Source organism: Phreatobacter aquiterrae (genome assembly GCF_053471285.1).
Genome location: NZ_JBJPHW010000013.1, coordinates 15473 through 38269, shown reverse-complemented (window position 1 = coordinate 38269; position 22797 = coordinate 15473). Strand labels below are relative to the sequence as shown.

The 22797-nt window shown below is 67.9% G+C and carries 18 protein-coding genes; 10 read left to right on the top strand and 8 right to left on the bottom strand.

Features of this window, described 5'->3' with window-relative positions:
• The first annotated feature begins 2 nt into the window (after positions 1 to 2).
• The 4 genes from ACJ4V0_RS18040 (at position 3) to ACJ4V0_RS18025 (ending at position 6748) form a co-directional block, all read left to right on the top strand.
• Positions 3 to 1016, top strand: a complete 1014-nt coding sequence (locus ACJ4V0_RS18040; protein WP_448300990.1) for a DUF1839 family protein — start codon at positions 3 to 5, stop codon at positions 1014 to 1016.
• 8 nt (positions 1017 to 1024) lie between these two features.
• Positions 1025 to 3490 (top strand): glycoside hydrolase family 2 protein, encoded by a 2466-nt coding sequence (locus ACJ4V0_RS18035; RefSeq protein ID WP_448300989.1) that lies wholly within the window; start codon positions 1025 to 1027, stop codon positions 3488 to 3490.
• Positions 3487 to 5196: an alpha/beta fold hydrolase gene (locus tag ACJ4V0_RS18030; RefSeq protein ID WP_448300988.1), complete on the top strand. Its 1710-nt coding sequence runs from the start codon at positions 3487 to 3489 to the stop codon at positions 5194 to 5196. The genes ACJ4V0_RS18035 and ACJ4V0_RS18030 overlap by 4 nt, the downstream gene beginning before the upstream one ends.
• 109 nt (positions 5197 to 5305) lie before the next feature.
• Positions 5306 to 6748 (top strand): undecaprenyl-phosphate glucose phosphotransferase, encoded by a 1443-nt coding sequence (locus ACJ4V0_RS18025; RefSeq protein WP_448300987.1) that lies wholly within the window; start codon positions 5306 to 5308, stop codon positions 6746 to 6748.
• Positions 6749 to 6882: 134 nt separating this feature from the next.
• Here the strand turns inward: ACJ4V0_RS18025 and ACJ4V0_RS18020 are convergent, their stop codons facing one another.
• The 3 genes from ACJ4V0_RS18020 to ACJ4V0_RS18010 are packed head-to-tail and all read right to left on the bottom strand — an operon-like array spanning position 6883 to position 10248.
• Complete coding sequence (locus ACJ4V0_RS18020) at positions 6883 to 7959, bottom strand: glycosyltransferase (RefSeq protein ID WP_448300986.1); 1077 nt, start codon at positions 7957 to 7959, stop codon at positions 6883 to 6885.
• Positions 7946 to 9259, bottom strand: coding sequence for an O-antigen ligase family protein (locus ACJ4V0_RS18015; RefSeq protein ID WP_448300985.1), 1314 nt, complete (start codon positions 9257 to 9259; stop codon positions 7946 to 7948). The genes ACJ4V0_RS18020 and ACJ4V0_RS18015 overlap by 14 nt, the downstream gene beginning before the upstream one ends.
• Entirely contained in the window at positions 9256 to 10248 is a 993-nt protein-coding gene (locus tag ACJ4V0_RS18010; protein WP_448300984.1) for a glycosyltransferase family 2 protein, read from the bottom strand. Before ACJ4V0_RS18010 ends, ACJ4V0_RS18015 begins: the two co-directional genes overlap by 4 nt.
• A gap of 187 nt (positions 10249 to 10435) precedes the next feature.
• Here ACJ4V0_RS18010 and ACJ4V0_RS18005 point away from each other — a divergent pair, with 187 nt between their 5' ends.
• From ACJ4V0_RS18005 to ACJ4V0_RS17990, 4 genes are all read left to right on the top strand, one after another.
• Positions 10436 to 11278 carry a polysaccharide deacetylase family protein gene (locus tag ACJ4V0_RS18005; protein ID WP_448300983.1) on the top strand — a complete coding sequence of 281 codons (843 nt, stop codon included), beginning with the start codon at positions 10436 to 10438 and terminating at the stop codon, positions 11276 to 11278.
• 117 nt (positions 11279 to 11395) lie between these two features.
• Positions 11396 to 12880 carry a GumC family protein gene (locus tag ACJ4V0_RS18000; protein ID WP_448300982.1) on the top strand — a complete coding sequence of 495 codons (1485 nt, stop codon included), beginning with the start codon at positions 11396 to 11398 and terminating at the stop codon, positions 12878 to 12880.
• 4 nt (positions 12881 to 12884) lie between these two features.
• Positions 12885 to 13664: a WecB/TagA/CpsF family glycosyltransferase gene (locus tag ACJ4V0_RS17995; RefSeq protein WP_448300981.1), complete on the top strand. Its 780-nt coding sequence runs from the start codon at positions 12885 to 12887 to the stop codon at positions 13662 to 13664.
• Between the two features lie 74 nt (positions 13665 to 13738).
• On the top strand, positions 13739 to 14932 hold the full coding sequence (locus ACJ4V0_RS17990; RefSeq protein WP_448300980.1) for a hypothetical protein: 1194 nt from the start codon (positions 13739 to 13741) through the stop codon (positions 14930 to 14932).
• Between the two features lie 52 nt (positions 14933 to 14984).
• On the opposite strand, the gene ACJ4V0_RS17985 is transcribed toward ACJ4V0_RS17990, so the two are convergent.
• On the bottom strand, positions 14985 to 16418 hold the full coding sequence (locus ACJ4V0_RS17985; RefSeq protein ID WP_448300979.1) for a lipopolysaccharide biosynthesis protein: 1434 nt from the start codon (positions 16416 to 16418) through the stop codon (positions 14985 to 14987).
• The gene (locus ACJ4V0_RS17980; protein WP_448300978.1) at positions 16418 to 17515 is read right to left on the bottom strand and encodes an endo-1,4-beta-xylanase; all 1098 of its coding nucleotides are present in this window, start codon (positions 17513 to 17515) and stop codon (positions 16418 to 16420) included. The genes ACJ4V0_RS17985 and ACJ4V0_RS17980 overlap by 1 nt, the downstream gene beginning before the upstream one ends.
• Before the next feature lie 208 nt (positions 17516 to 17723).
• On the opposite strand from ACJ4V0_RS17980, the gene ACJ4V0_RS17975 reads away from it, so the two are divergent.
• Positions 17724 to 18698 carry a quinone oxidoreductase family protein gene (locus tag ACJ4V0_RS17975; protein ID WP_448300977.1) on the top strand — a complete coding sequence of 325 codons (975 nt, stop codon included), beginning with the start codon at positions 17724 to 17726 and terminating at the stop codon, positions 18696 to 18698.
• A gap of 76 nt (positions 18699 to 18774) precedes the next feature.
• On the opposite strand, the gene ACJ4V0_RS17970 is transcribed toward ACJ4V0_RS17975, so the two are convergent.
• The 3 genes from ACJ4V0_RS17970 to ACJ4V0_RS17960 all read right to left on the bottom strand — a co-directional run bounded on the left by ACJ4V0_RS17970 (position 18775) and on the right by ACJ4V0_RS17960 (position 21507).
• Entirely contained in the window at positions 18775 to 20238 is a 1464-nt protein-coding gene (locus tag ACJ4V0_RS17970) for a TMEM43 family protein (RefSeq protein WP_448300976.1), read from the bottom strand.
• A 92-nt stretch (positions 20239 to 20330) separates the two neighbouring features.
• A complete protein-coding gene (locus ACJ4V0_RS17965; protein WP_448300975.1) occupies positions 20331 to 21053 on the bottom strand; it encodes a response regulator in 723 nt (240 codons plus the stop codon).
• Between the two features lie 4 nt (positions 21054 to 21057).
• Positions 21058 to 21507: a MarR family winged helix-turn-helix transcriptional regulator gene (locus ACJ4V0_RS17960; RefSeq protein ID WP_448300974.1), complete on the bottom strand. Its 450-nt coding sequence runs from the start codon at positions 21505 to 21507 to the stop codon at positions 21058 to 21060.
• Positions 21508 to 21804: 297 nt separating this feature from the next.
• Here ACJ4V0_RS17960 and ACJ4V0_RS17955 point away from each other — a divergent pair, with 297 nt between their 5' ends.
• Entirely contained in the window at positions 21805 to 22692 is an 888-nt protein-coding gene (locus ACJ4V0_RS17955; RefSeq protein ID WP_448300973.1) for a branched-chain amino acid aminotransferase, read from the top strand.
• Positions 22693 to 22797: the final 105 nt, after the last annotated feature.

Genomic DNA, 22797 nt, shown 5'->3' with positions numbered 1-22797 from the left:
CCATGGCCGCTGTCTTCCCGAATCTCGACGCCGCGACCTATCCGCGCCATGCCCTGCATGATGCGGAACGGGCCTGGCCGGAGACCAACTGCCACACGGATCTCTTCATCGAGCTCCTGCATACGCTCGGCCGCGAGCCGGCGGCAGCTCTCGGGATGACGCTGGCACAGGACTTCGAGGGCGACCAGTTCACCTTTTTCAAGATCCCGAACGGCGACCTCGACGCCCTGTTCGGCCTCGACCTGCAGGAACTGTCGATCTACCGGCCGCTCGTCGATCATCTCGACGAGCAGATCGCCCGCGACCGCATCGTCCTCGTCGAGGTCGACGCCCACTTCCTGCCGGACACGCAGGGCGTGACCTACCGCACCGACCATTCCAAGACGACGATCGCGGTCAATCTCTTCGACCGCGCCACGGCGAGGCTCGGCTACTTCCACAATGCCGGGTACTTTGAGATGCAGGGCGCCGACGTCGAGCATCTGCTCGGCTTCGGCTCCGTCCCGACGCCCGTCCTGCCGCCCTACACCGAATTCGTGAAGGTCGTCGGACCCGGCCTGTCGGGCCGCGCCCTGAAGGATGCGGCCCTTGCGCGCCTTGCGGCGCACTGGGCCCGCAGACCCGAGCGCAACCCGGTCCTCGCCTATCGCGATGCCCTGCAGAAGCACCTCGACTGGCTGGCGACGCAGCCGCCCTGCTCCTTCCACCCCTATGCCTTCAACACGGCGCGCCAGTTCGGGGCCAATATCGCCCTGCTCGGCGATCACCTCACCTGGCTTGGTCGCCAGGGGGTCGCCGGGCTCGAGTCGGCGGTGGCGCTGTGCGAGGCGATGTCGAACGGCATGAAGACCTTCCAGTTCCTCCTCGCCCGCGCCCTCGCGCGCAAGAAGACGGACGCCCTCGCCTCCGCCCTCGACGAGACCGCGCGCAACTATGATGCGCTCATGGACGAACTGGCGCAGGTCCTGCGCTTTCCCTCCGCCGACACCCGGACGCTCGTTCGGGCAGCATCCTGAGACTGCGCATGTCCCTGGTTCGCAACGATACGGACGAGACGATCGTCCCGCTCGATGCGGGCTGGGAGCTGACCGTGACGGAGCCCGGAGCGATCCTAGAACCGACTGCCCTCGCGGACTGCACGCACTGGATCCCTGCGCCTGTTCCCGGGACCGCGGAGGAGGCGCTGATCGCGGCCGAACGGCTTGCCCCCGGCGCGACATCCGGGCTGCACGACAAGGACGTCTGGTATCGCTGCGCCGTCACCGCCGGGGGCCCGTCGACGCTGCGCTTCGAGGGATTGGCGGGACATGCCGATGTCTTCCTCGATGGCCGTCCGGTGCTCCAGGCGCGCTCCATGTTCCGCGCCTACGAGGTCGACATGACCGGCGAAGCGCGTCACGAACTCGCCATCCGCTTTCACGCCCTGAACCCGATCCTGGCTGCGGCGAAGGGACCGCGCCAGCGCTGGCGGCCGATGATGATCCAGCCGGGATCGCTCAGGCTCGTGCGCACAACTCCCCTCGGTCACATGCCGGGCTGGTCGCCGGAGGTGGCCGTCGTCGGCCCCTGGCAGGGTGTCTCCCTGATCCACCACGACACCGGACCGCGTCTCGACACCTTGACCCTGGCGGCGCGACTCGACGGCGAGGACGGCGTCCTCGACATCTCGGTTCGTTTTGCCGGCTCAGTGGATGCGGCGGTTGAGGTGACCTGCGCCGGCCATGCTCATGCTCTCCATCCAGGCCCCGATGGCATCCAAGCCGGGCGAATGGTGCTGCCGGGCATCGCCCCGTGGTGGCCGCACACCCATGGCGAGCCGGCGCTGCATGCGGTTTCCCTGCGAATCGGCACCCGCAACATCGATCTCGGCCGGGTCGGCTTTCGCGCGCTCGACATCGATCGCAGCCCGGACGGCAAGGGCTTTGCGTTGCGCATCAATAGCGAACGCATCTTCTGCCGTGGCGCCTCCTGGATGCCGCAAGATCCGGTGTCGCCGGGCAAGACCGACCCGCGGCCCCTGCTGACGCTCGCCCGCGACGCCGGCATGAACATGATCCGCATCTCCGGAACGACATCGCCGGAGAGCCGCGCCTTCCATGAGGCCTGCGACGCGCTGGGTCTCCTCGTCTGGCACGACTTGCCCTTCGCCAACTTCGACTATCCGGCCGACGATCCCGCATTCCGGTGCGAGGTCGAGGCGGAAGCGTGTTCGTTGCTCGGGCGCCTCCAGGGCTCGCCCTCTCTCGCCATTGTCTGCGGCGGCAGCGAAATGGCCCAGCAGGCCACGATGCTCGGCCTGAAGCCGGCGCAGGCGGCGATGCCGCTGTTCGAAACCGTGCTGCCCGACATCGTCGCCGTGGTTGCGCCGCAGGCGGTCTATGTGCCCCACACGCCCTGGGGCGGTCCCCTGCCCTTCGTGACGAATGAGGGTGTCACCCACTATTTCGGCGTCGGCGCCTATTGTCGCCCGGTCGAGGACGCTCGCCGCGCCAACGTACGGTTCGCCTCCGAATGCCTCGCCTTCGCCAACGTTCCCACGGCGGCAACGCTGGCGAGCGAGAACCTGACCTCACCTGCCGACCCGCGCTGGAAGGATGGCGTGCCGCGCGATGCCGGTGCGTCCTGGGATTTCGAGGACGTGCGCGACCATTATGCCCGCGCCCTGTTCGGCGTCGATCCGGAGGCGCTGCGCGGCAGCGATCCCGACCGCTATCTCGCTCTCGGCCGCGCCGCGCCTGCCGAACTGATGGAAGCCGTCTTCGCCGAATGGCGCCGGTCCGGATCGCCGTGCGGCGGCGGGCTGGTCTGGTTCCTGAACGACATGAAGCCGGGAGCCGGCTGGGGTGTCATCGACCGTCTCGGCGCGCCGAAGACGGTCTACCACGCCCTCAGGCGCGCCTTCCATCCGGTCCATCTCGGCATCACGGACGAAGGGCTGAACGGGCTCGGGATCCACGCCGTCAACGAGACGACCCAAACGAGGCGGCTGCGGCTCTTGCTCGCCACCTATGGCGAAGGGTCGCACCCGCTCTCGCGCGCCGAGGCTGACGTCACCCTTGCCCCCCGGGCGTCCCAAAGCTGGTCGAGCTTTGCGCTCACAGGGCACTTCTTCGACGTCTCCCACGCCTACCGCTTCGGCGCCCTAGCCCATGACGCGACGCTTGCCCGGCTTCATGACCCGGAAACGGGTGAGCTCCTCGCCGAAGCCTGCCATGTCGTTGCCGGGCGCGCCTGCACGCCGCGAGACATCGGCCTGTCGGTGACCGCCGCGAACCATGGCGAGACCCCCACCCTGTCGATCACCGCATCGCGATTGGCCAGGTTCGTCACGATCGAGGACACAGGCTTCCGGGCTGCCGACGAAGGCTTCAGCCTGGCGCCCGGCGAAACCCGCGTCGTGCCTCTCATCCGCCGAACCGGACAGGCCGTACCGCGCGGAACCGTCTCGGCGCTCAACAGCCATCCCGTGCCCTACGAGTTCGCAGCATGATCCCCGTCACGTTCAACGGCCTGATGGGCAAGCTGCACCTGCCGGACGGCGTCGCGCCATCGGGCATCGGCGTGGTCATCGTGCCGCCGCACGGCGTTGAAGCGCTCGCGGCAACGAAGAGCCTGCGCGTGCTGGCCGATGCCCTCGCTGCGGCGGGGCACGCCGCGCTGCGGTTCGACCTGCCGGGAACGGCGGATTCCCTCGGAGATGACACCGATCCCGAGCGCCTCACCGCCTGGACTGCCTCGGTCGGCCAGGCCGCCGAGGTCCTGCGGCGACATGCGGGCGTGTCCGCCATCGTCTTCGCCGGATTGCGCTTCGGCGCGACGATCGCCACCCTCGCGGCACAATCGGATCCGGCGCCGGCCGGGCTTCTGCTTCTCGACCCCATCGTCAAGGGACGCAGCTACGCGCGCGAACTGGCGATGACGGCCCGTGCGGTCGCCGAGGGCGCCCGGCTGAACCCGGACGACACGGTGACCGACGACGGCCTGCTCATCGCCGGCCTCCCGACGACGAACGAGTCGCTGGATGCCATCCGCAAGATCGATCTCTGCAGGCTGGAGACGACGCCCGTCCCGACCCTGCTGCTGCATCGCAGGAACTCGGCCGAGGCGCGCATCCTCGCGGAGGCCTGGCGGGCCCGTCACGGGCTCACCGTCATGGAGGCGCAGGATTTCGAGGCGATCTCGCTGAGCCCTACTATGGCCGCGACCCCCTCCGACGTCATCGCCCGGAGCGTTGCCTGGGTGTCGGGGTTGCCGCGAGGAGATCTCGTCGCTCCGGTCCCGTCAGCGGCCGCCATGCTGGACGGGCCGCATTTCCGCGAGGAGGCCATGACGTTCGGCGAGGGCAACCGCCTGTTCGGCGTCATCTGCCAGCCGCGCGCAGCCGCTCCGGGAAAGCCCGTGCTGCTGATCGTCAATGCCGGTCGCAATTCGCATGTCGGATGGGCCCGGTCCAGCGTCCTGCTGGCGCGTGAACTCGCAGCCGAAGGCATCGCCTCGCTCCGCATGGACCTTGCCGGTATCGGCGACGGCCAAGACCGGCCCGGCGCGGATGATACGGTGGACGCCGTGCTCTACCATCCGGCCAACGACGCCCAGATGGCCGATGCCGTCGATCTCCTCGCCGCCCGCGGCTTCGGCCAGGTGACGGTGCTCGGCGCCTGCAGCGGCGCTTATCTGGCGCTGCACCATGCGGCCCGCGACCCGCGCATCACCGGTCTGATCCTCGTCAACATCCAGCGCTTTGTCTGGCGGCCGGGGGAGACGGTGGAACAGGCCATCGCATCCGCCTACCCGCTCGCCGCCAGCTACGCCGCCAAAGTGCTTGAAGCCCGGGCCTGGAAGAGACTCCTCACCGGCGAACGCAAGATCGGACCGCTGATCCGCGAGTTCGGCCGGCGATTCGGGGCGCGACTGCGCGCCGTCGCGCCCTCGGAACAGACGAAGGTGGCGCGCGACATGGTGCGGAAGCTCGCCGAGCGCAGGGTTCCCGTCGAACTGATGTTCAGCGAGAACGATGCAGGGCTCGGCGATATGGCGCTTCATTTCGGTGCGAACGGCCGCTGGCTGACGGCGCGGGACAATCTCCACCTCACCATCATCCCCGGAGCGGATCACGACCTCACGCCGCCGGCGGCGCGGCGCACGCTGGTCGCACGCGCGCTCGCGGCCGCGCGCGGGAAGCCCCAGGGCGACTGACCGGTGCCGAGGCTCTGGTTGCGGCACGGGTTCTGCAACACCTCCGGCATGTGAGCCATTTCGTCCCCGTTCGGGACAGGCGTTGTCGATCGGCCTGCGAGTCAAAGCCATGACCCTGAAAGAACTCGACATTCCGGCAGGAGCCCTGGCCCGGCGCAGCCGTGGCGGCTATGCATGGATGCGTCTGGCGGTAAAACTGTCGACGGCACTCCTCGACTGGACCGTCATCGCTCTCACCTCCTATCTGGGTTCAATCCTCTACAGCCGCATCGCCAGCGGCGAATGGTGGACCGCCCAGCCCCAGGCCACGCTGGCGCTGCTGATCGCCAGCACCTTCGTGCTGCTCAGCGCGGTGCGCGGCCAGTACCAGATCGGGAACTATGTCGGCGTCCAGCGCGCCTTCGGCACCACGCTGACGCTGTGGGGAGCAGCATTTCTCGTGCTGATGGCCTTCGCCTTCGCCACCAAGACGACCGACGCCTTCTCGCGCGTCGCCGTCATCCTCACATTCGTCACCGGCTTTCCCGCCGTCCTTGTGGCCCGCAGGACGGCCGGCAGGCTCATGACGCTCGGCTCCAAGCTCGGCGTCATTCCTGCCCGCCGCGTCATGCTGGTCGGCCGCGAGGAGGACGTGACGGCCTTCGCGCTGCGCCACCAGCCGTGGAATGCCGGCATGCACATCGCGGGAACCGGTCTCCTGTCGCCCGGAGGCGGGTCGGTCGGTCGCGACGACATCGCCCGGATCGCCACGCAGGCCCGCGAGATGCAGCTGGACGACGTGCTGATCATCGTGCCCTGGTCCGACACCGAGACGATCGACCGTCTCGTCGACGGCTTCATGCGCATTCCCGTGACGATCCACCTCGGTCCGGAGCGCATCTTCGACCGGTTCCAGGACATCCACATCGCCAAAGCCGGCGGCATCGCCAGCCTCCAGCTCGGCCGCCCGCCGCTGACCGCCGGCGAGGTCATGATCAAGCGTGTGCTCGACCTCGCGCTCAGCTCCTTCGCACTCTTCCTGTTCACGCCGGTGCTGCTGCTCGTCGCGATCGCCATCAAGCTCGACAGCCCGGGGCCGATCCTGTTCCGCCAGCGCCGCCTCGGCTTCAACCAGCGTGCCTTCCAGATCGTCAAGTTCCGTACGATGACGGTGACGGAGGATGGCGACGTGGTTCGCCAGGCCACCCGCGACGACCAGCGGATCACCCGCGTCGGGCGCTTCCTGCGGCGCTGGAACCTCGACGAACTGCCGCAACTCCTCAACGTCCTGGCGGGACAGATGTCGCTCGTCGGGCCGCGCCCACACGCCATCGCCCATGATCGCGAATTCGACGAGCGGATCGCGCTCTATGCCCGCCGCCACAACGTCAAGCCCGGCATCACCGGCTGGGCGCAGGTTCACGGCCTGCGCGGCGAGACCGACACCGACGCCAAGATGAAGGCGAGGGTCGAGCACGACCTCTACTACATCGACAACTGGTCGATCCTCCTCGACATCGAGATCCTGTTCCGGACCGTCTTCTCGCGGAAGGCCTACGACAACGCCTTCTAGAGAAGCGGGCCGAGTTCGCGATCCATCGACGGCGACCTGAAGCCGCGAGTGCCGGGAGGTGCCGCGGCTTTCGTCTGTGAGAGCGTGGATGGAGGCAAGTGTTGGGTTGGCAAGGCCAGCCGTGTTGTGGATCGTCAGTCGGCCAGAACCGCGTCGATCGCGGACAGGGCATCCCGCCAGGCCGCATCGACATCGAGGCGGGCCGACCCGCCGGGCGCCCGCGCGGCCTCCTCGACGGCCGCGGCGACATCATCGATGCCGGCATGGGTCGGTACCAGCCGCAGCCGGCCTTCGGCCAGCAGCCGCAGATAGGTCGGATGATGGTTGAAGGCCCCCGCCCCCTCCGGCGCGTTGACCACCACCGGCCGCCCGGACATGGCGCAGGCGAGGACGCTGCCGCGCCGGCTGGTGAGACCTTCCGCGAAAAGGTAGGTGAAGACATCCACCTCGGCGAAGAGGGCAAAGAGCTCGGGCTCGCTCGCCACATAGCCGGTCACCAGCACGCGGTCTTCGATCCCGAGCTGACGGGCCCTGGCGACAAAGTCCTCCTCGACCCTGTCCTGTCCCTTCACGAAGGAGCCGATGAAGACGGCGAAGGGATCGCCGCCGCGCTGTTTCAGCGCTGCGGTGAGGTCGAGGATCTGCGTCGACTGCTTGCGCGGATAGATCGATCCGAAATGGCCGATGACCAGCCGGTCCTGCGCGCGCTCCGCGGCGAGCCGCTTGGACAGGGCGGTCGGTGGACATTCCGCAGGCAGGATCAGATTGGGCGGGATCGGAACGATGCCCCTGCGCCTCGGCGCGACGGCGGCCAGCGGGCTTGCGGCGAACTGGTCGGCGACCTCGGGTGAGGAAAAGACGATGGCCGATGCGAGCGGCAGGAGCGGGGCGTAACTCGCCCGCCGCTTCCAGTCGAGGTCGGCCCACTCGTGCAGGACGACCAGAACCTTGCGGCCCTTGGCCCGCGCCCGCGCCGCCTCCACTACCGGGTCGACGAGCTGGCGCTTCCAGGCGACGACCGGCAGGTTGATGACGAGCACCGCGTCACCCGCTCCTGTGCCGGCGCTGCCGAGGACGCGCGTTCCGCCCCTCGGCCCCGCCGTCGCCGCCAGTCGTCGGGCGAAGGCCTCGACGCCGCAGGGGGCAGTTGCATCCGAGATCAGGATATCCAGCGGTCGTTCGGGCGCCCGCGACCCGTCACGCCGCGACATGGGGGCGCCGCGCGAGGAAATGCAGCCCGAAGGCCGCGAAAAGGAAGGTGATCCAGATGGGATCGAAGCGGACGAACAGAAAGCTCTCCATCACCGACAGATAGATGCCGAACAGCCAGATCTGCAGAAGCAGCATGAGAAGCGCCGGGTCTGCGCCGCCCCGGCGCGCGGCGAGATAGTTGCGGATCGGCCAGAACACGAACACGACCACCGTCAGCAGCAGGCCCGGAAAGCCCATGTTCAACGCCGCATCGATATAGCCGTTATGGGCATGCGCGGCATTGCCGCCCCACTGGGTCGTATCCTCCTGCCCGAACCGGGTCGATTCCAGCGCCCAGTACGCCGAATAGCCGAAGCCGGTGAGCGGTCGCTCGGCGATCTTCTCGAGCGCCAGTTCCCACACGTCCGCGCGACCCGTGAAGGTCACGTCGACGGGAAGCATTCGGACGACGCCGGCGATGGCCTCGCTGACAACCGTTCCGGGGCCGAGGATCATCAGGGTGACGAGCGGCGTCAGGGCCAGCACCGAGACCAGCCATCCGTTCCGGATGCGCGACACGACGAGGGACATCGCGACGGCGACCACCAGCAACATGGTCGAACTCTTCGCGCCCGACATCGCGACCATCAGCGCACACAGGACGAGCAGGACGGAGCCGCTCGCCGCGAGGCCGGCGCGGATGGCATAGATCATCATGAAGATGGTGATGGCGAAGACGGCACCGGCCGTATTCTTGTGGGCGAAGACGCCGCGCCAGTCCCCCGCCAGTTGCGGCTCGCTGAGATCGGCCGCCTGGTGGATCGCATACTCGGGAAACAGCGCGATGCCGACAAGCGACAGGCCCACCAGAACGGCCACGGCGACGACCAGAAGCCGCGCCAGATCCCGCCTGCCGCGCGGCATCAGGAACAGCGAGGCGCAGAGCGCCGCCAGAAGGCCGAAGAGGATGAGGCGGCGGAGCGACAGCGACACATCGGCCGAGGTGACCACCGTAACGCACAGCCAGACGCCGAGTACGATCCACAAGGGATGGAAGAGCGTGGCGAGCGCCCGCGGCTGCGTCACGAAGGCGACCGCGACGGCCAATGCCGCGAGAATGCCGAACGCGGCATAGGTCGCACCCTCCCGACCGAACGCAAGTTCCAGCGCCACCGCATTGGTCAGATCGGCATAGGGCTCGAGGGTCACCCAGGCGAGCAGGAACGCACCAACGAAGACGACGGCCCGCGCATAGAGCATGAGTTCGGCCAGATCGCCCGCGGGAAGGCTGCCGGCCGGCTGAGAGGCCCCCGTCGTCATGACGACGCACCCGCCCTGTAGGGCTGTTGCTCCAGCCCTGCCCAGGCGCCGATCCGGCCGGCCGAGACGGCCAGGGGATGGGCAGCGATCACCGGATTGCCCGTGCGCACCAGCGCGAGAAACGCCCGCACCAGCGCAATCGGGACAATGGCGAGGTCCTTTGCAAAAACCTTCAGGCGGGCGCGACGGTCGTTGGCCTGTTTGACCTCGACGGCGCGGTTGATCGAGCCGATGCGCATGCCACGCCGCAGCACCCAGCCGATCCGCGCCCGATCCGCCGGCACCGTCTCGGTGATCAGCGCCTCCTGCACCCAGAACGACGTCAGGCCTGCATGACGGCAGCGGGTGAAGAAGTCGAGGTCGCCTCCACCGAGAAAATTGAAGCGGGGATCGAGCGGCCGGGGACCCATGCGTTCGAAGACGTGTCGTCGGATCAGGCAATTGCCGGTGCCGTAGATCATCGGAACCGGGCCCGTCGCGTCGTGGCTCGGCCAGAAAACCGGATGGCGCGCGAGAAGCGCCGGAGCCTCCTCGAGAAACTGGGGAATGACGGGGCCGCCGACGACGTCGGCATCCATCCGCCCGGCCGCGGCGACCATGAGCGCCAGCCAGTCGGGCGAGGCCCGTTCGTCGTCGTCGATCATCAGGATGCAATCCGCCGCCGGGAAGGCCTTCAGGGCGAAAGCGAAGCCGGCATTGATGGCATGGACATTTCCCTGAGCCGGCTCGACGATGGCTATTCCAGGCACTGTTCCGCGCGACAGCCAGTCTGTTGCGACGGACAGGCCCTCGCGCCGGACAGCATCATTCTCCACCACGACCACGGCGAAGGCGACGTCCGTCCGCTGGGCTGCGACCGAGGCCAGCGTCTCCGCCAGCATGGCCGGACGCCGGAACGTGGCGATCACGACAGCGGCCTTCACGCGATCGGCATCGAGGCCGGCACTGCGGGCGGCAATGCCGGCATCTGCCGTCTCGCGGCGGGACATGTCGGGGCTCATTGTTTCAACCTGGTTCAAGATCAGGCTCCATCGCGGGGACGGCAAGCGCTTTGCCCTTCATAGAGCAAGGCCCTTGCCGCATCCTGTGTGGCGCGGGTCTTGCCAGTTTCTCCCCCGATGCATCGACTGGAACTGGTTCTGTCCGAAAACAGGCCAGCGGAACGAGGTGACCGGTTTGGCCGAGAACGACACGCAGGGCGCCCCCCGCCCCCGCTTCCCGACGCCGCGACGGGCCGATAGCCTCGCACAGGCCGACGATGGCGCCGACATGCGCTTCGGCAGCCTGCCGGCGCGACTCGATCACATGATCGGGCGGCGCTGGCCGTTCCGGACCGCGCGTGTCGCGCTGCAAAAGCCCGTCGTCTCGATCAGCTTCGACGATTTTCCGGTCTCGGCCTATACCCACGGCGCCCCGATCCTGGAGGATCGCGGTGTCAGGGGGACATACTATGTCGCCTCGGGACTATCGGGCCTGACGACACCCCACTGGATCGTGGCCGGAGACGCGGAAACCGTCGACCTGCATCGGCGCGGCCACGAAATCGGCCTCCACGGCCATTGCCATCGCGCGGCCTCCTCCATGCGGCCGGCAGCCTTCGCCGCCGATCTCGCCGCCAATAGGGCGCGGCTGCGCCGGCTCCTGCCCGACCTCCGGCGTGAGACCTACGCCTATCCCTACGGTCTCTGTGGCCTGATGCAGAAACGCCATCTGGCGGCGACTGTCCGCGCGAGCCGTTCTGTCCAGGAGGGCATCAATGCCGGCCGGATGGACCTCGACTTCGTGAAGTCCGTCGAGATCAGCGAGCGCGCCCTGAATGCCGACAGTCTGGATCGGCTGCTCGATCAGGTGGAAGCCGCATGCGGCTGGCTGGTCTTCTTCACCCACGACGTGTGCGACACGCCATCGGCCTATGGCACCTCCATCGCGATGCTCACGCGTGTCGTCGAGAGAACGCAGGAGCGCGGCATCGACATCCTGCCGGTGGGTGCGGCGCTCGACCGGATCGGCGTGTCCTGAACCGATACGCCGGCCTCTGGCCCCGGCCTTGCGGGTCTGAGCACGAATGGATTTTCGTGTTCCAATCCGGGACGGCGCGGTTGCGGCGGACCGGACAGGCCAGGAAGGGCTCCGCCCATGTATGACGATGGTCGTTCCGAACGCCGCGAGACGTCACCCGCGCGCCGCGCCGATGACGCTTCGCAAGCCGCGGGTCTCCTGGCGGCCGTCTGGCCCCACTGGATGGCGATCCTCATCCTGGCTCTCGCCTGTGCTGTAACCGCCTATGGCGCATCGCGGCTGATGACCCCGCGCTTCATGGCGACCGCGCAGATCTTCATCGACCCGCGCGGCCTCCAGGTCTTCGACAACGAACTGACCCCGCGCCAGCAGGATTCAAATACGGCGATCAACTTCGTCGAGAGCCAGGCGCGCATCGTGACCTCGCAGAGCGTGCTGTCGCGCGTCGTCGACAGCGAGCGCCTGACCGAGGACCCGGAGTTCAACGGCAAGGGCGGTGCCTCCTGGGCGGTCGCGCTGCTCGACCGGCTCGGCATGGCACGGGGCGCCGAGGAGAGCCTCGAGGCCCGCGAGCGCCTCGCCCTCAATTCCCTCTACGACCGCGTCATCGTCCGCCGCCCCGAGCGCACCTTCGTCATCGAGGTGACGGTGCGCGCCGCCGATGCGGAGAAGGCGGCTCGCCTCGCCAATGCCGTCTCGCACGCCTATATCGACAGCCAGACCGCCGCCCGCGCCGACGCGGCCCGCCGGGCCACCCAGTCACTGACCAACCGCCTCGACGAATTGCGGGCGCGCGTCCGGTCCGCGGAGGAGCGCGCCGAGGACTACCGTCGCCAGAACGGCCTCGTCGGCACCCGCACCCAACTCGTCAGCGAGCAGCAGCTCACCGACGCGAATACCCAGCTGGGACAGGCGCAGGCGCGTGTCGCCGAGGCCCAGGCCCGTCACGAGCAGATCCAGATCTCGCTGCGCACCACCAGCCAGGCCGGCGCCCTGCCCGAGGCTGTCATGTCGCCGACCATCGCGGCGCTGCGCGGGCAGCAGGCCGAGGCCCGCCGTCGCCTCGCCGATGCCCAGACCGAATTCGGTCCTCGCCACCCGACCGTCCGCAACGGGCAGGCGCAGGTCGCCGATCTCGACCGGGCCATCGCCGACGAACTCGGACGCATCGCCCAGGCAGCGCGCGCCGATCTCGACCGCGCCCGCGCCGCCGAGGCGACGCAGCGCCGCACCGTCGAGCAGCTCACCACCCAGGCCTCGACCGCCGGCCAGGCCTTCGTTCAGCTGCGCGAGTTGCAGCGGGAGGTCGACGTCAACCGGAACCTGCTCAATACCTTCCTGTCCCGCTCCCGCGAGACGAGCGAGCTCGAGCGTGTCGACACGAGCAACGCCCGCATCATCACGGTGGCGCAGCCGCCGCGCGACCGTGTGTTCCCGCCCCGCGGCGTCGTGATGGCAGCCGCCGGCTTCATCTTCGGGGCAGGGCTCGGCATCGGCCTCGCGATCCTGCTCACCCTTCTGAGGCCGGGCAGCGGCATGGCGCCGCCGCAGAGCCAGGCCCCCGCCATGCCCCGCAATCCGGTCGCCCGTCTGGTGCAGTGACGCCATGTCCACCGATTTCGACACGGCCTTTCGCGCCATCCCGACCGTCCAGGTCGGCGGCCTGCCCATCGCAGTGCTCGACCGCGCCGCGACCGCCGACTGGATGATCCGCGCGGCACGTGAGCGCCCGCGTGGGCAACGCCCCCTTTATCTGACCTCGGCCAATGGCGAGGTTCTGGCACGGGCGGCATCCGATGCCGAACTGGCGGCGCTGATCGGCGATGCCGACCAGATCGTCGCGGACGGTCAGCCTCTGGTGCTGGCTTCGCGCTACCGCTGCCGCATCGCCCTGCCGGAGCGCGTGGCCACCACCGACCTCTTCCATGATGTGGCCCGACGGGCCGAGCAGGAAGGCGTGACCTTCTACATGTTCGGCGCGACACCCGAGGAGAACGACAGGGCCGTCGCCAGCGTGCGCCGGTCCTATCCCGGGCTCAGGCTCGTCGGGCATTGCCACGGCTTCCTCAAGGGCGAGGCCCTCGACGCCAAGGTCGCAGAAATCGACGCCCTCGCACCGGACATCCTCTGGCTCGCCATGGGGGTTCCGCACGAACAGCGTTTCGTTGCGCGCCATGCCGACAGGCTGACCCATGTCGGCATGATCAAGACCTCGGGCGGGCTCTTCAATTTTCTCTCGGGCACCAACCGGCGGGCCCCCGAGTGGATGCAGAAGGCTTCGCTCGAGTGGCTCTACCGCATCTGGCTGGAGCCGCGCCGCCTGTTCTGGCGCTATGCGGTGACCAACCCCAAGGCCATTTACCTGATGGCGACGCGGTCGGCCTGATCATGCGGCGTTCAGCCTCCATACCGCGTGCTGATGCCGACGCCGGTCAGGGCGATGTCGACAGGAGTTCACCCGTGAGCCGCCCCCTCGCCGCCCATGTCGAGATCATGCGGCTGCATCCGACGATCCTGACGGACTTCACCGACGCGCGCCGGCTGCCGCCGCGTCCGGCCGCGGCGCGGGACGCCGATTACGACGAACGTTTCGATGCCGACACCCTGTTCTACGACGCCTTCGTTGGAACACGGGGCCGGATCGTCCTGGCCGGCCCGCCCTTCCTCAATCTGAAGAACGATCTCGCGCGGGCGCGCATCACCGCCCTGCCCTCCGGAGCCGACTGCCGGTTCGAAGTCAGGGAGATGGACCGCCACGGCCAGATTCATGTCGAGGCCCCGGACGGTACGCAATTCCTGCGCCTCCAATGTCCGCTCGGGACGGTGGAGGTCGCGGTGCAGCCGAGCGAGGTCGACATCTTCGCCGGTAGGCGCGTGCTGTTCACCCAATCGCGCAACAACGATCTCGCCTGGATCCAGGACTGGGTGCGCTTCTCCCGCGACATTCACGGCGCCGACGCGGTGCTCATCTACGACAACGGTTCGATCCGCTACACCCCGGAGGAACTGGCCGAGGCGCTTGCAGGTCTCTCCGGCATCGCCGCGATCATGGTCGTCGACTGGCCGTACAAGTTCGGCCCCCAGGGCATCGACGCACGGCGCTACTGGGATTCCGATTTTGGTCAGCACGGCGTCTGGGAACATGCACGCCGCCGCTTCCTCGAGGCTGCCGCCAGCGTCCAGGGCTCCGACGTCGACGAGTTCATCCTCACCCCCTCTGGCCGCAGCATCTTCGAGGCGGTCGAGGCCGAGCCCTTCGGCGTGCTGCGCTATGAAGGCCGGTGGACGATCGGCATGGAGGGCCGCGATCCGCCCCCCGGCATGGCCGGACGGCGCCATCGCGACTACACGGTGACGCGGCGCGAGCGGCCGGTGAAACGCTTCGGTCTCGTGACCGTGGACGCAGACCGCTGCCCGCCGAAATGGACTCTCGTACCCTCGCGCATCCCCGACCGCGCCCAGTGGAAGATCCACTCCATCGGCGGGCATATCCCGTCACGCTGGATGACGAAGGACTTCGCCTACCGCCATTTCCGCGAGATCAGCGACAGCTGGAAATATGAGCGCATGGGGCGGGAAGCCTTCGACCCGGCACGCCACGAGGTGGATGCACTGCTGGCGGAACACATCGCGGCCGTCCGCTGGGACGTCTGACCCGCCCGCTCTCCACGCCGCACCAGGAACATGCCTTGGTGCATGCCGCGCCTCAGCCTCTCACCACGCCCTCCTCCGGCCTCAGGCGTGCCATGAGGGCCGAGCGGGTGCCGGCGAGATCGAGGGCGAAGGCGGCCACGGCATAGGTTGCGACACCGGCCGCGACGGTGACCGCCAGCGGCCAGATCCCCTCGCCCGGCAGGCTCCACTCCAGCAGCGCCGTCGGCACCGCCATGACGGCGACGGCGAGCACCACCTTCGCGATGGGCCGCCAGGCCAGTGGCAAGGGATGGGCGCGCTGCGACAGGAGATAGCCGGCCACGACGCCGGCGGCCTCGGCGATCACCAGCGACCAGGCCGCGCCCTTCAGGCCGAAGGGGCGCACGAGCAGCGCCATGGCGATGACGTTGACGATGAGGATGGCTGTGCCGTGCGCGACCATGAGCGACGGCTTCTTGGCGAGGTGAAAGCTCACCTGGACGAATTGCTGCGAGATGGTCTGGAACAGCCAGGCGAAGACGAGGATCGGAATGAGCGCCGCAGCCGTGTCGCGGAAGTCCGGACCGAGAATGAGGGCGGCGAAATGCGGCGCGACGATCGCGAGGCCGACAACCGCAGGCAGAACCACGGCGAGCAGCAGTTCGCCGCTGCGCGTCAGGTGGGCATCGGCTGCAGCCGGCCCCTCCTCCGCCAGCGAGCGGATGGCGAGCGGCACGACGGCCGAGGCGACCGACAGGGCCGGAAACAGAATGATCTGCCGGACGAGGTCGGCAGAGGCGCCATAGACGCCGGCCGCGGCATCGCCGAGGAGATAGGCGACCAGCAGGCGGTCGAGGGCCGAGTGGAAGGCGAAGACGCCTCCCGACATCGCCATCGGGATGCCGAAGCCGAGCATGGTGCGGAAGGTCACGCGGTCGAAGGGCTTGCGCGGCCCCTTCCAGGTCGCCCCCGAGAACGCCACGGCGGCGATGACATAGGCTCCGGCGACGCCGGCGACGAGGCCGTAGCCGCCCCATCCCATCTGGACGAGGCCGTAGGAGATACCGATCGCGGCGAAGGCGCGGATGACGGTCGCGCGCATGTAGGAGGTGGAATCGAGCCGCGCCCTGAGAATCTCCTGTCCGAGTTCGAAGAGACCGAGAGCGGCGGCCAGCACGATCGCCGCCAGCGCCTTGTCGAACGGCACCGCGAGCGCCCAGACCGTGACGCCGAGCGCCGCCGGCAAGGTCACGACGGAGACGAGATAGGCCGCCAGCGCCGTTAGCCGGATGTCGGTGCGCTCCCCCTCGGATTCGAAGCGGAGCACCGAGAGGCGCACCCAGGTGAAGAGCAGCGCCGAGATGATGCCCGCGACGCTGAGCGCCACGACATAGATGCCGTATTCGGCGGGCGTCAGCAGCCGCGTGAACAGGACCACCGACAGGAACCCGAGCGCGGCCGACGTGCCGTGGGCGACCATGTAGGTCGAGGTCTGGCGGATCAGCATCAACGACGCTCCCGCAGGAAATGTTCGATGACGCGCATCATCGGCTTCGGCCGGTAGTCGGCATCGAGAGGAAGCGGCCGGTTGACGAAGCCATCGGTGCGCTTGAAGTAGATGGGCACCCAGGTGTGCCGGTCGGTGATCCCCCAGGTGAGGATGGCATCGATCGGCGAGGACACCCGGATGGCGTCGAGAAAGTCGTAGACGCGCGAGGCGACGAGGATATCGCGCACCTCCGGCGGGCCGGGAAGCTTGTCGTCGATCACGTCGAGTTCCGTCACCAGCACCTTGAGACCCATGGACCGGCATTCGGCGATGAAGGCCGAGAGGCCCTCCCTGTCGATGGGGAGTTCGCCGCGCAGGTGTCCCTGCAGCCCAATGGCATGCAGGGGAACGTTGCGCAGCTTCAGGTCGCGGATGAGCCGGAGAAAGGCCTCGCGCTTGCGCCGGAAACGCGCACCGACGAACTCGATGTCATATTCGTTCATGACGAGCTGCGCATCCGGATCGGCGCGCGCCGCCGTGCGCAGGGCCAGCGCGATGTGGCTCTCGCCCATCCGCTGCTGCCAGATCGACGGGCGGATATCGGAGCGGCTGGCCGGATCGTCCGGGATCGGCTCGTTGACCACGTCCCAGCTCTTGATCCGGCCGCGATAGCGGCCCACCACCGTCTCGATGTGCCCGACGAGTTCGTGCTCGGCTTCTGACGCTGAGGCGATCGACTTGGTCCAGTCCGGCATGGCGCCGTACCAGACGAGCGTGTGTCCGCGCAGCGTCATGCCGTTGCTCGTGGCGAAGTCGATCTGCTTGTCCGGGAGGTCATAGACGAAACGCTCGCGCGAGGGGCGCAGATCGTACCATTTGAGCCCCCCCTCGCCGACGAGTTGGCGGCAATGGCGGACCAGCGCGGCGCGGTAGTCGGCCTCCGCGGCGAGGGGCCCGTCCCGCACGGCGGCGCCGAAGGGCACGCCGTCGGGCGTCACCCTGCCCTGAGCCTGGACGGGCGACGAGAGCAGAGTCCCCAAGGGAGACGATGCGGCGATCGCGACGCCGGTCGCGGCCTTGAGCGAGGTCAGAATCGTATCGCGACGGGACAGCATGGGGGCTCCTCGGCCTCGCCTCGCAAGAGCTGTTCCCACGACACCACGGCGCAACCATGTCCATGTCGGCATTGCTTCGCCGGCAAGAATGGCTGTCGACGAACGCCGTTCCGTCGCTTTACAACAGTCCGCAACAATCGGTTCGCGCGTTGCAGGCCGGACGTCCAGGAACGCAGCGGCGGCGCGGCATGGCAAAGGGGACAGCGACATGGTGAAGGCGATCCGCATCCACAAGCCGGGCGGACCGGATGCGATGGTCTATGAGGATGTGCAGATCAAGCCTCCAGGACCTGGCGAGGCCTACATCCGCCAGACGGCCATCGGCGTGAACTACATCGACATCTACCAGCGCAGCGGCGCCTATACCCTGCCGACCCTGCCTCACGGCATCGGCATGGAGGCGGCCGGCGTCGTCGAGGCCATCGGTCCCGGCGTCACCGAAGTCGCCTTCGGCGACCGCGTGGCCTATGCCGGCGGGCCGCCCGGCGCCTATGCCGAGAAGCGGCTCATCCCGGCCGCCTCGCTGGTCAAGCTGCCGAAGGCGATCGACGACAAGACGGCCGCCGCGATCATGCTGCAGGGCATGACGGCGCGTTACCTCCTGAAAGAGACCTATCCGGTCAGGAAGGGCGATGTCATCCTCGTCCATGCGGCCGCCGGGGGCATGGGGCTGTGGCTCTGCCAATGGGCCAAAGCGCTCGGTGCGACGGTGATCGGCACGACCTCGACCGAGGAGAAGGCCGCGCTCGCGAAGAAGAACGGCTGCAAGTTCCCGATCCTCTATACCAAGGATGATTTCGTCGCGCGGGTGAAGGACATCACCGGCGGCAAGGGCGTCCAGGTCGTCTATGACGGCGTAGGCAAGGATACGTTCCTCAAGTCAATCGAGTGCCTGGCCGTCCGCGGCCATCTGGTGTTGTTCGGGGCAGCCTCCGGTCCGCCGGACCCGGTCGCACCCTCCATCCTCCAGCCGAAATCGGCATCGCTGACCCGGCCGACGCTGTTCCACTATGTCTCGACGCGGAAGGACCTCCTCGCCAATGCGAAGGACGTCTTCGAGGTCGTCAAGAACGGCACCGTGAAGATCCAGAAGCCGGCGGAATATGCGCTGAAGGATGTGGCCAGAGCCCACAAGGACCTGACCGGCCGCAAGACCACCGGCTCGATCATCCTGATCCCCTGATCGTGCATCAGGGTCCACACGGAAACGCCCGGCCTCATCGGCCGGGCGTTCTTCGTTCAGCGTGCCGTCCCGTGGCTCAGTTCCGTTGTCCTGGCCTCAGCGTCGGCGGTACGTTGAGAAACCCTCCGGCCCGCGGCGGCGGCGGTGCCTGTTGCCCCGGATCCTGCGGCCACCCCTGCGGTGGATAGCCGGGCTGGGGCTGTCCATAGGCCTGCTCGGCGGCATAGCCTCCCGGTGCCTGGCCCTGCGGATAGGCCGGCTGGCCCTGCCAGCCCTGGGGTCCTGGCGCGCCGCCATAGGCGGCAGCCGCCGTCGGCTGGGACGGCTGGCCACCGGCCGGAGCCTTCCCGGCACGGCGACGTTCACCGAGCATCTTCAGACCATAGGCTCCCGCCAGGCCCGCGGCGATCAGGCCGATTGACATGATCGGACGGTGCCAGAACCAGGCGATGGCGAAGGCCGGCAGGGCGACCACCAGGGTGAGCGCCAGAGCGACGATGCCGGCGCCGGCGGCCATGGCCGATCCGAACAGCGGGATCACGTCGGCCAGCACCACGAACGGCCGCAGCATCATGTTGAAGCCGATCCACATGGCGACGATGGCCACGATGCGCAGGATCCAGGTCAGGATGCGGTTTGATTCATGGGCGTGGGCGTAGAGTTCCTGCGCCGTCTTGCTTCCCGTTTCGCCGAGAAAGACCTCGCGGCCGTTCGACGCCTGATAGGGGCCGAAGCCCTGGCCGACCTGGCGCGCAACGACCGTGGCCGGCCCTTCGGGCAGGATGGAATAGGTGACGCGCACGTCGCCCACCGCCGGGTTGGCGGCGTCGTAACCGACATAGACCCCGCCGTCGTTCAGCCGGGCTTGCGACCCGAAGCGGGTGGTGAAGGCCCGCAACTGCGCATCGGTCACGTCCAGACGCCGCTCGGAACCCGATCCGAACAAGCCGATCACGCGGCTGTCGGCACGGAAGGCGCCGAGCGTCGCATTCGGGGCCGTCTGGGTGCGGCCGGTAGCGGGCATGGCCGGATTCTCGTGGCCGTCGCGGCGACGGAAGCGCGAGGAGTCGATGGGCCGGTCGGACCAGACGCGCGTGTAATTGTAGGTCGTTGTCCGGGTTTGCGAACCGCCGGCATTGCTGCGCGTCTCGGTCTTCTGCTCCTCCTTCCACTGATACATCTCGACCTTGCGGACGAGACGGACCGCCTGGGTCGATATCTGGAAGTCGGCGTCCGTCAGTGTTCCGCCGGACCGAAGGTCGCCGGCGACATGGACGAGCTTGCCCTCGTTGGCCGCGTCGACGCGCGCGGGCGGCACCGTCACGGTGACGCCGGCGCCCTCGTTCAGGGCCCGGGTGGTGCCGATGGCCCGGCCCTCGTTCCAGAAGATGCCCCAGACCGTGCCCCCGACGAGGGCGAGACCGACCAAGATCCCGGTGATCGACTTCCACAGGCGTTCGAGAAACCCGACATGCTCCGTGGTCGTATCACCATCACCGCCAGGCCCGGCGCTCCAGCCGCCATCCGAATCCATCGTCATGCCGAATCCCCCTCACGATCAGTGCGGCTAATCGGTCATGACCATGTTTCAACGCTTCCGCGCAGGTCCCGGCGACTGTTTCAGGCACGCAATCAGGGCGTGGCGATCAGCCGGTATCCGATGCCCCGCACCGTCTGAAGATGCAGCGGATTGGCGGGGTCGATCTCGATCTTGCGCCTCAGGCGATTGACCTGAACGTCGACGGTCCGCTCGTTGATCTCGCCGCCCGGCGCAGCCAGATCGTAGCGCGGCACGGTCTCCCCCGGCTTCACCGCCAGCACCCGCAGCATCTCCTTCTCGCGGTCGGTCAGGCGCACGACCTCCTCGCCCTTCTTCAGTTCCAGCCGCGACAGGTGGAAATGGAAATCGCCGAACTTCACCGCCTCGACCACCGGCTGCGGCACCGGCATGGCCCGGCGCAGGATGCCGCCGATGCGGAGGAGGAGTTCCCTCGGCTCGAAAGGTTTCGGCAGGTAGTCGTCGGCACCGATCTCGAGCCCGGTCAGGCGGTCCGACAGGTCCGAGCGTGCGGTGAGCATGAGGATCGGCAGTTCCGGCGTCGGCCCGGCGCTGCCGCCGCGGATGGCGCGCGCCAGTTCAAATCCGGTCTCGCCGGGCATCATCACGTCGAGGATGACGAGGTCGAAGGTCAGGCCTTCCAGCCGCTTGCGCGCCGCCGCCGCGTGGCCCGCAGTCGTCACGCGGTAGCCGTTGTTGGTGAGATAGCGCGCCAGCGTCTGCCGGATCACCCGGTCATCATCGACGATGAGCAGGTGGGCGGCATCGTCCTCCGGGGGTCTGGCGGGCACCGTCATCCTCTCACCGATCCTTGGTTCGCTGCAGGGCGCGATCCGCCTGGGTGATCATCCGCGTCACGTCCTCGCGTCCCTCCGGATCGATCATCGCATAAAGGAAGCGCACCGCCTGGTCGCGCGTCGTGCCTGACTGGGCGATGGCGCGGGCGAAGCGTTCCGTCTGCAGCTTGGCGAGTTCGAGCGCCAGCGCGCGCCCCGTGTCGGTGACGGTGAGCAGGCGCTGACGCCGGTCGACCTGCCCCTCCTTCTGCAGGATGAAACCCTGCTCGACCAGTTCCTTGAGGACGCGGGCGAGGCTCTGCTTGGTGATCTTGAGGATATCCAAGAGGTCGGCGACGCGGATTTCCGGATGGCGGAAGACGAAGTGGAGGACACGGTGATGCGCACGGCCGAACTGATACCGCTCAAGAACGTGATCGGGGTCTCCCACGAAGTCGCGGTAGGCGAAAAACATGAGTTCGATCAATTCGTAAGCCGGATCGCGCAGGGCGGCGTCGGACGAAGCTCCCGCTCCACCCGACCCGGGCCTGCGCTGTGCCGGTGAGACATTTATGTCAGTCATGTTGACATATTCGATGCCGATTGTTACTCATCTGCCCGCATTCACGAAACGATCGTACCCAAAGGCTGCTCGCCACATCGGGAATCGTCGCCCAGCGCCGTCTCTCGCATGACAAGGTTAGCCGGACCCGGCCCTTTCGCACAATCGCGGTGGGGCGAGCCGAAAGCCGGGGGCGTACAGGAGGAAGACATGTCTCTGGTCCCGTTCCACGACCGCGATGGCTTTATCTGGATGGACGGCAAGCTCGTTCCCTGGCGGGACGCGCAGGTTCACGTCCTGACCCACGGCCTGCACTATGGCTCCGCGGTGTTCGAGGGCGAGCGGGCCTATGGCGGCGTCATCTACAAGTCGACCGAGCACTCGGCCCGCCTGAAGAAATCCGGAGAACTGCTCGACTTCGAGATTCCCTTCTCGGTGGAGGAGATCGACGCGGCGAAGATGGCGACGCTGAAGGCCAACGGCCAGACCGACGCCTATGTGCGTCCGGTCGCCTGGCGCGGCTCGGAGATGATGGGTGTGTCGGCTCAGCACAACACCATCCACCTCGCCATCACCACCTGGGAATGGCCGAGCTACTTCGATCCGGCGACCAAGATGAAGGGCATTCGCCTCGACATCGCCGAGTTCCGCCGCCCCGACCCGGCGACAGCACCGTCGACCTCGAAGGCCGCGGGTCTCTACATGATCTGCACCATCTCCAAGCACAAGGCGGAGAAGAAGGGCTATGCCGACGCGCTGATGTTCGACTGGCAGGGCCGCGTCGCCGAATGCACCGGCGCCAATGTCTTCTTCATCAAGGACGGCCAAGTTCACACGCCGATCGCCGACTGCTTCCTCGACGGCATCACCCGCCGCACCGTCATCGACCTTTGCAGGAAGCGGGGCTTCGAGGTGATCGAGAGGCGGATCATGCCGGAGGAACTCGCCTCCTTCAACGAGTGCTTCATCACCGGCACCGCCGCCGAGGTAACGCCCGTGTCGGAGATCGGTCCCTACCGCTACACGCCGGGCAACATGTCGAAGACGATCATGGACGACTACACCACCGAGGTGACGCCCAAGGCGGCTGCGGCCTGATCGCAGAGCACCGATCCTGACGACCAGATGGCCGGGCTCGTCCCGGCCATTTTCTTGGGCGCCACAATGTCGCGCGATACCGGCTTGCCATGCCCGCCGGCTCCC

Bases quoted from the DNA above. Each gene is read 5' to 3' on its own strand.
- ACJ4V0_RS18040 (WP_448300990.1), top strand. From the start codon at position 3: ATGGCCGCTGTCTTCCCGAATCTCGACGCCGCGACCTATCCGCGCCAT.
- ACJ4V0_RS18035 (WP_448300989.1), top strand. From the start codon at position 1,025: ATGTCCCTGGTTCGCAACGATACGGACGAGACGATCGTCCCGCTCGAT.
- ACJ4V0_RS18030 (WP_448300988.1), top strand. From the start codon at position 3,487: ATGATCCCCGTCACGTTCAACGGCCTGATGGGCAAGCTGCACCTGCCG.
- ACJ4V0_RS18025 (WP_448300987.1), top strand. From the start codon at position 5,306: ATGACCCTGAAAGAACTCGACATTCCGGCAGGAGCCCTGGCCCGGCGC.
- ACJ4V0_RS18020 (WP_448300986.1), bottom strand. From the start codon at position 7,959: ATGTCGCGGCGTGACGGGTCGCGGGCGCCCGAACGACCGCTGGATATC.
- ACJ4V0_RS18015 (WP_448300985.1), bottom strand. From the start codon at position 9,259: ATGACGACGGGGGCCTCTCAGCCGGCCGGCAGCCTTCCCGCGGGCGAT.
- ACJ4V0_RS18010 (WP_448300984.1), bottom strand. From the start codon at position 10,248: ATGTCCCGCCGCGAGACGGCAGATGCCGGCATTGCCGCCCGCAGTGCC.
- ACJ4V0_RS18000 (WP_448300982.1), top strand. From the start codon at position 11,396: ATGTATGACGATGGTCGTTCCGAACGCCGCGAGACGTCACCCGCGCGC.
- ACJ4V0_RS17995 (WP_448300981.1), top strand. From the start codon at position 12,885: ATGTCCACCGATTTCGACACGGCCTTTCGCGCCATCCCGACCGTCCAG.
- ACJ4V0_RS17985 (WP_448300979.1), bottom strand. From the start codon at position 16,418: ATGCTGATCCGCCAGACCTCGACCTACATGGTCGCCCACGGCACGTCG.
- ACJ4V0_RS17980 (WP_448300978.1), bottom strand. From the start codon at position 17,515: ATGCTGTCCCGTCGCGATACGATTCTGACCTCGCTCAAGGCCGCGACC.
- ACJ4V0_RS17975 (WP_448300977.1), top strand. From the start codon at position 17,724: ATGGTGAAGGCGATCCGCATCCACAAGCCGGGCGGACCGGATGCGATG.
- ACJ4V0_RS17970 (WP_448300976.1), bottom strand. From the start codon at position 20,238: ATGACGATGGATTCGGATGGCGGCTGGAGCGCCGGGCCTGGCGGTGAT.
- ACJ4V0_RS17965 (WP_448300975.1), bottom strand. From the start codon at position 21,053: ATGACGGTGCCCGCCAGACCCCCGGAGGACGATGCCGCCCACCTGCTC.
- ACJ4V0_RS17960 (WP_448300974.1), bottom strand. From the start codon at position 21,507: ATGTTTTTCGCCTACCGCGACTTCGTGGGAGACCCCGATCACGTTCTT.
- ACJ4V0_RS17955 (WP_448300973.1), top strand. From the start codon at position 21,805: ATGTCTCTGGTCCCGTTCCACGACCGCGATGGCTTTATCTGGATGGAC.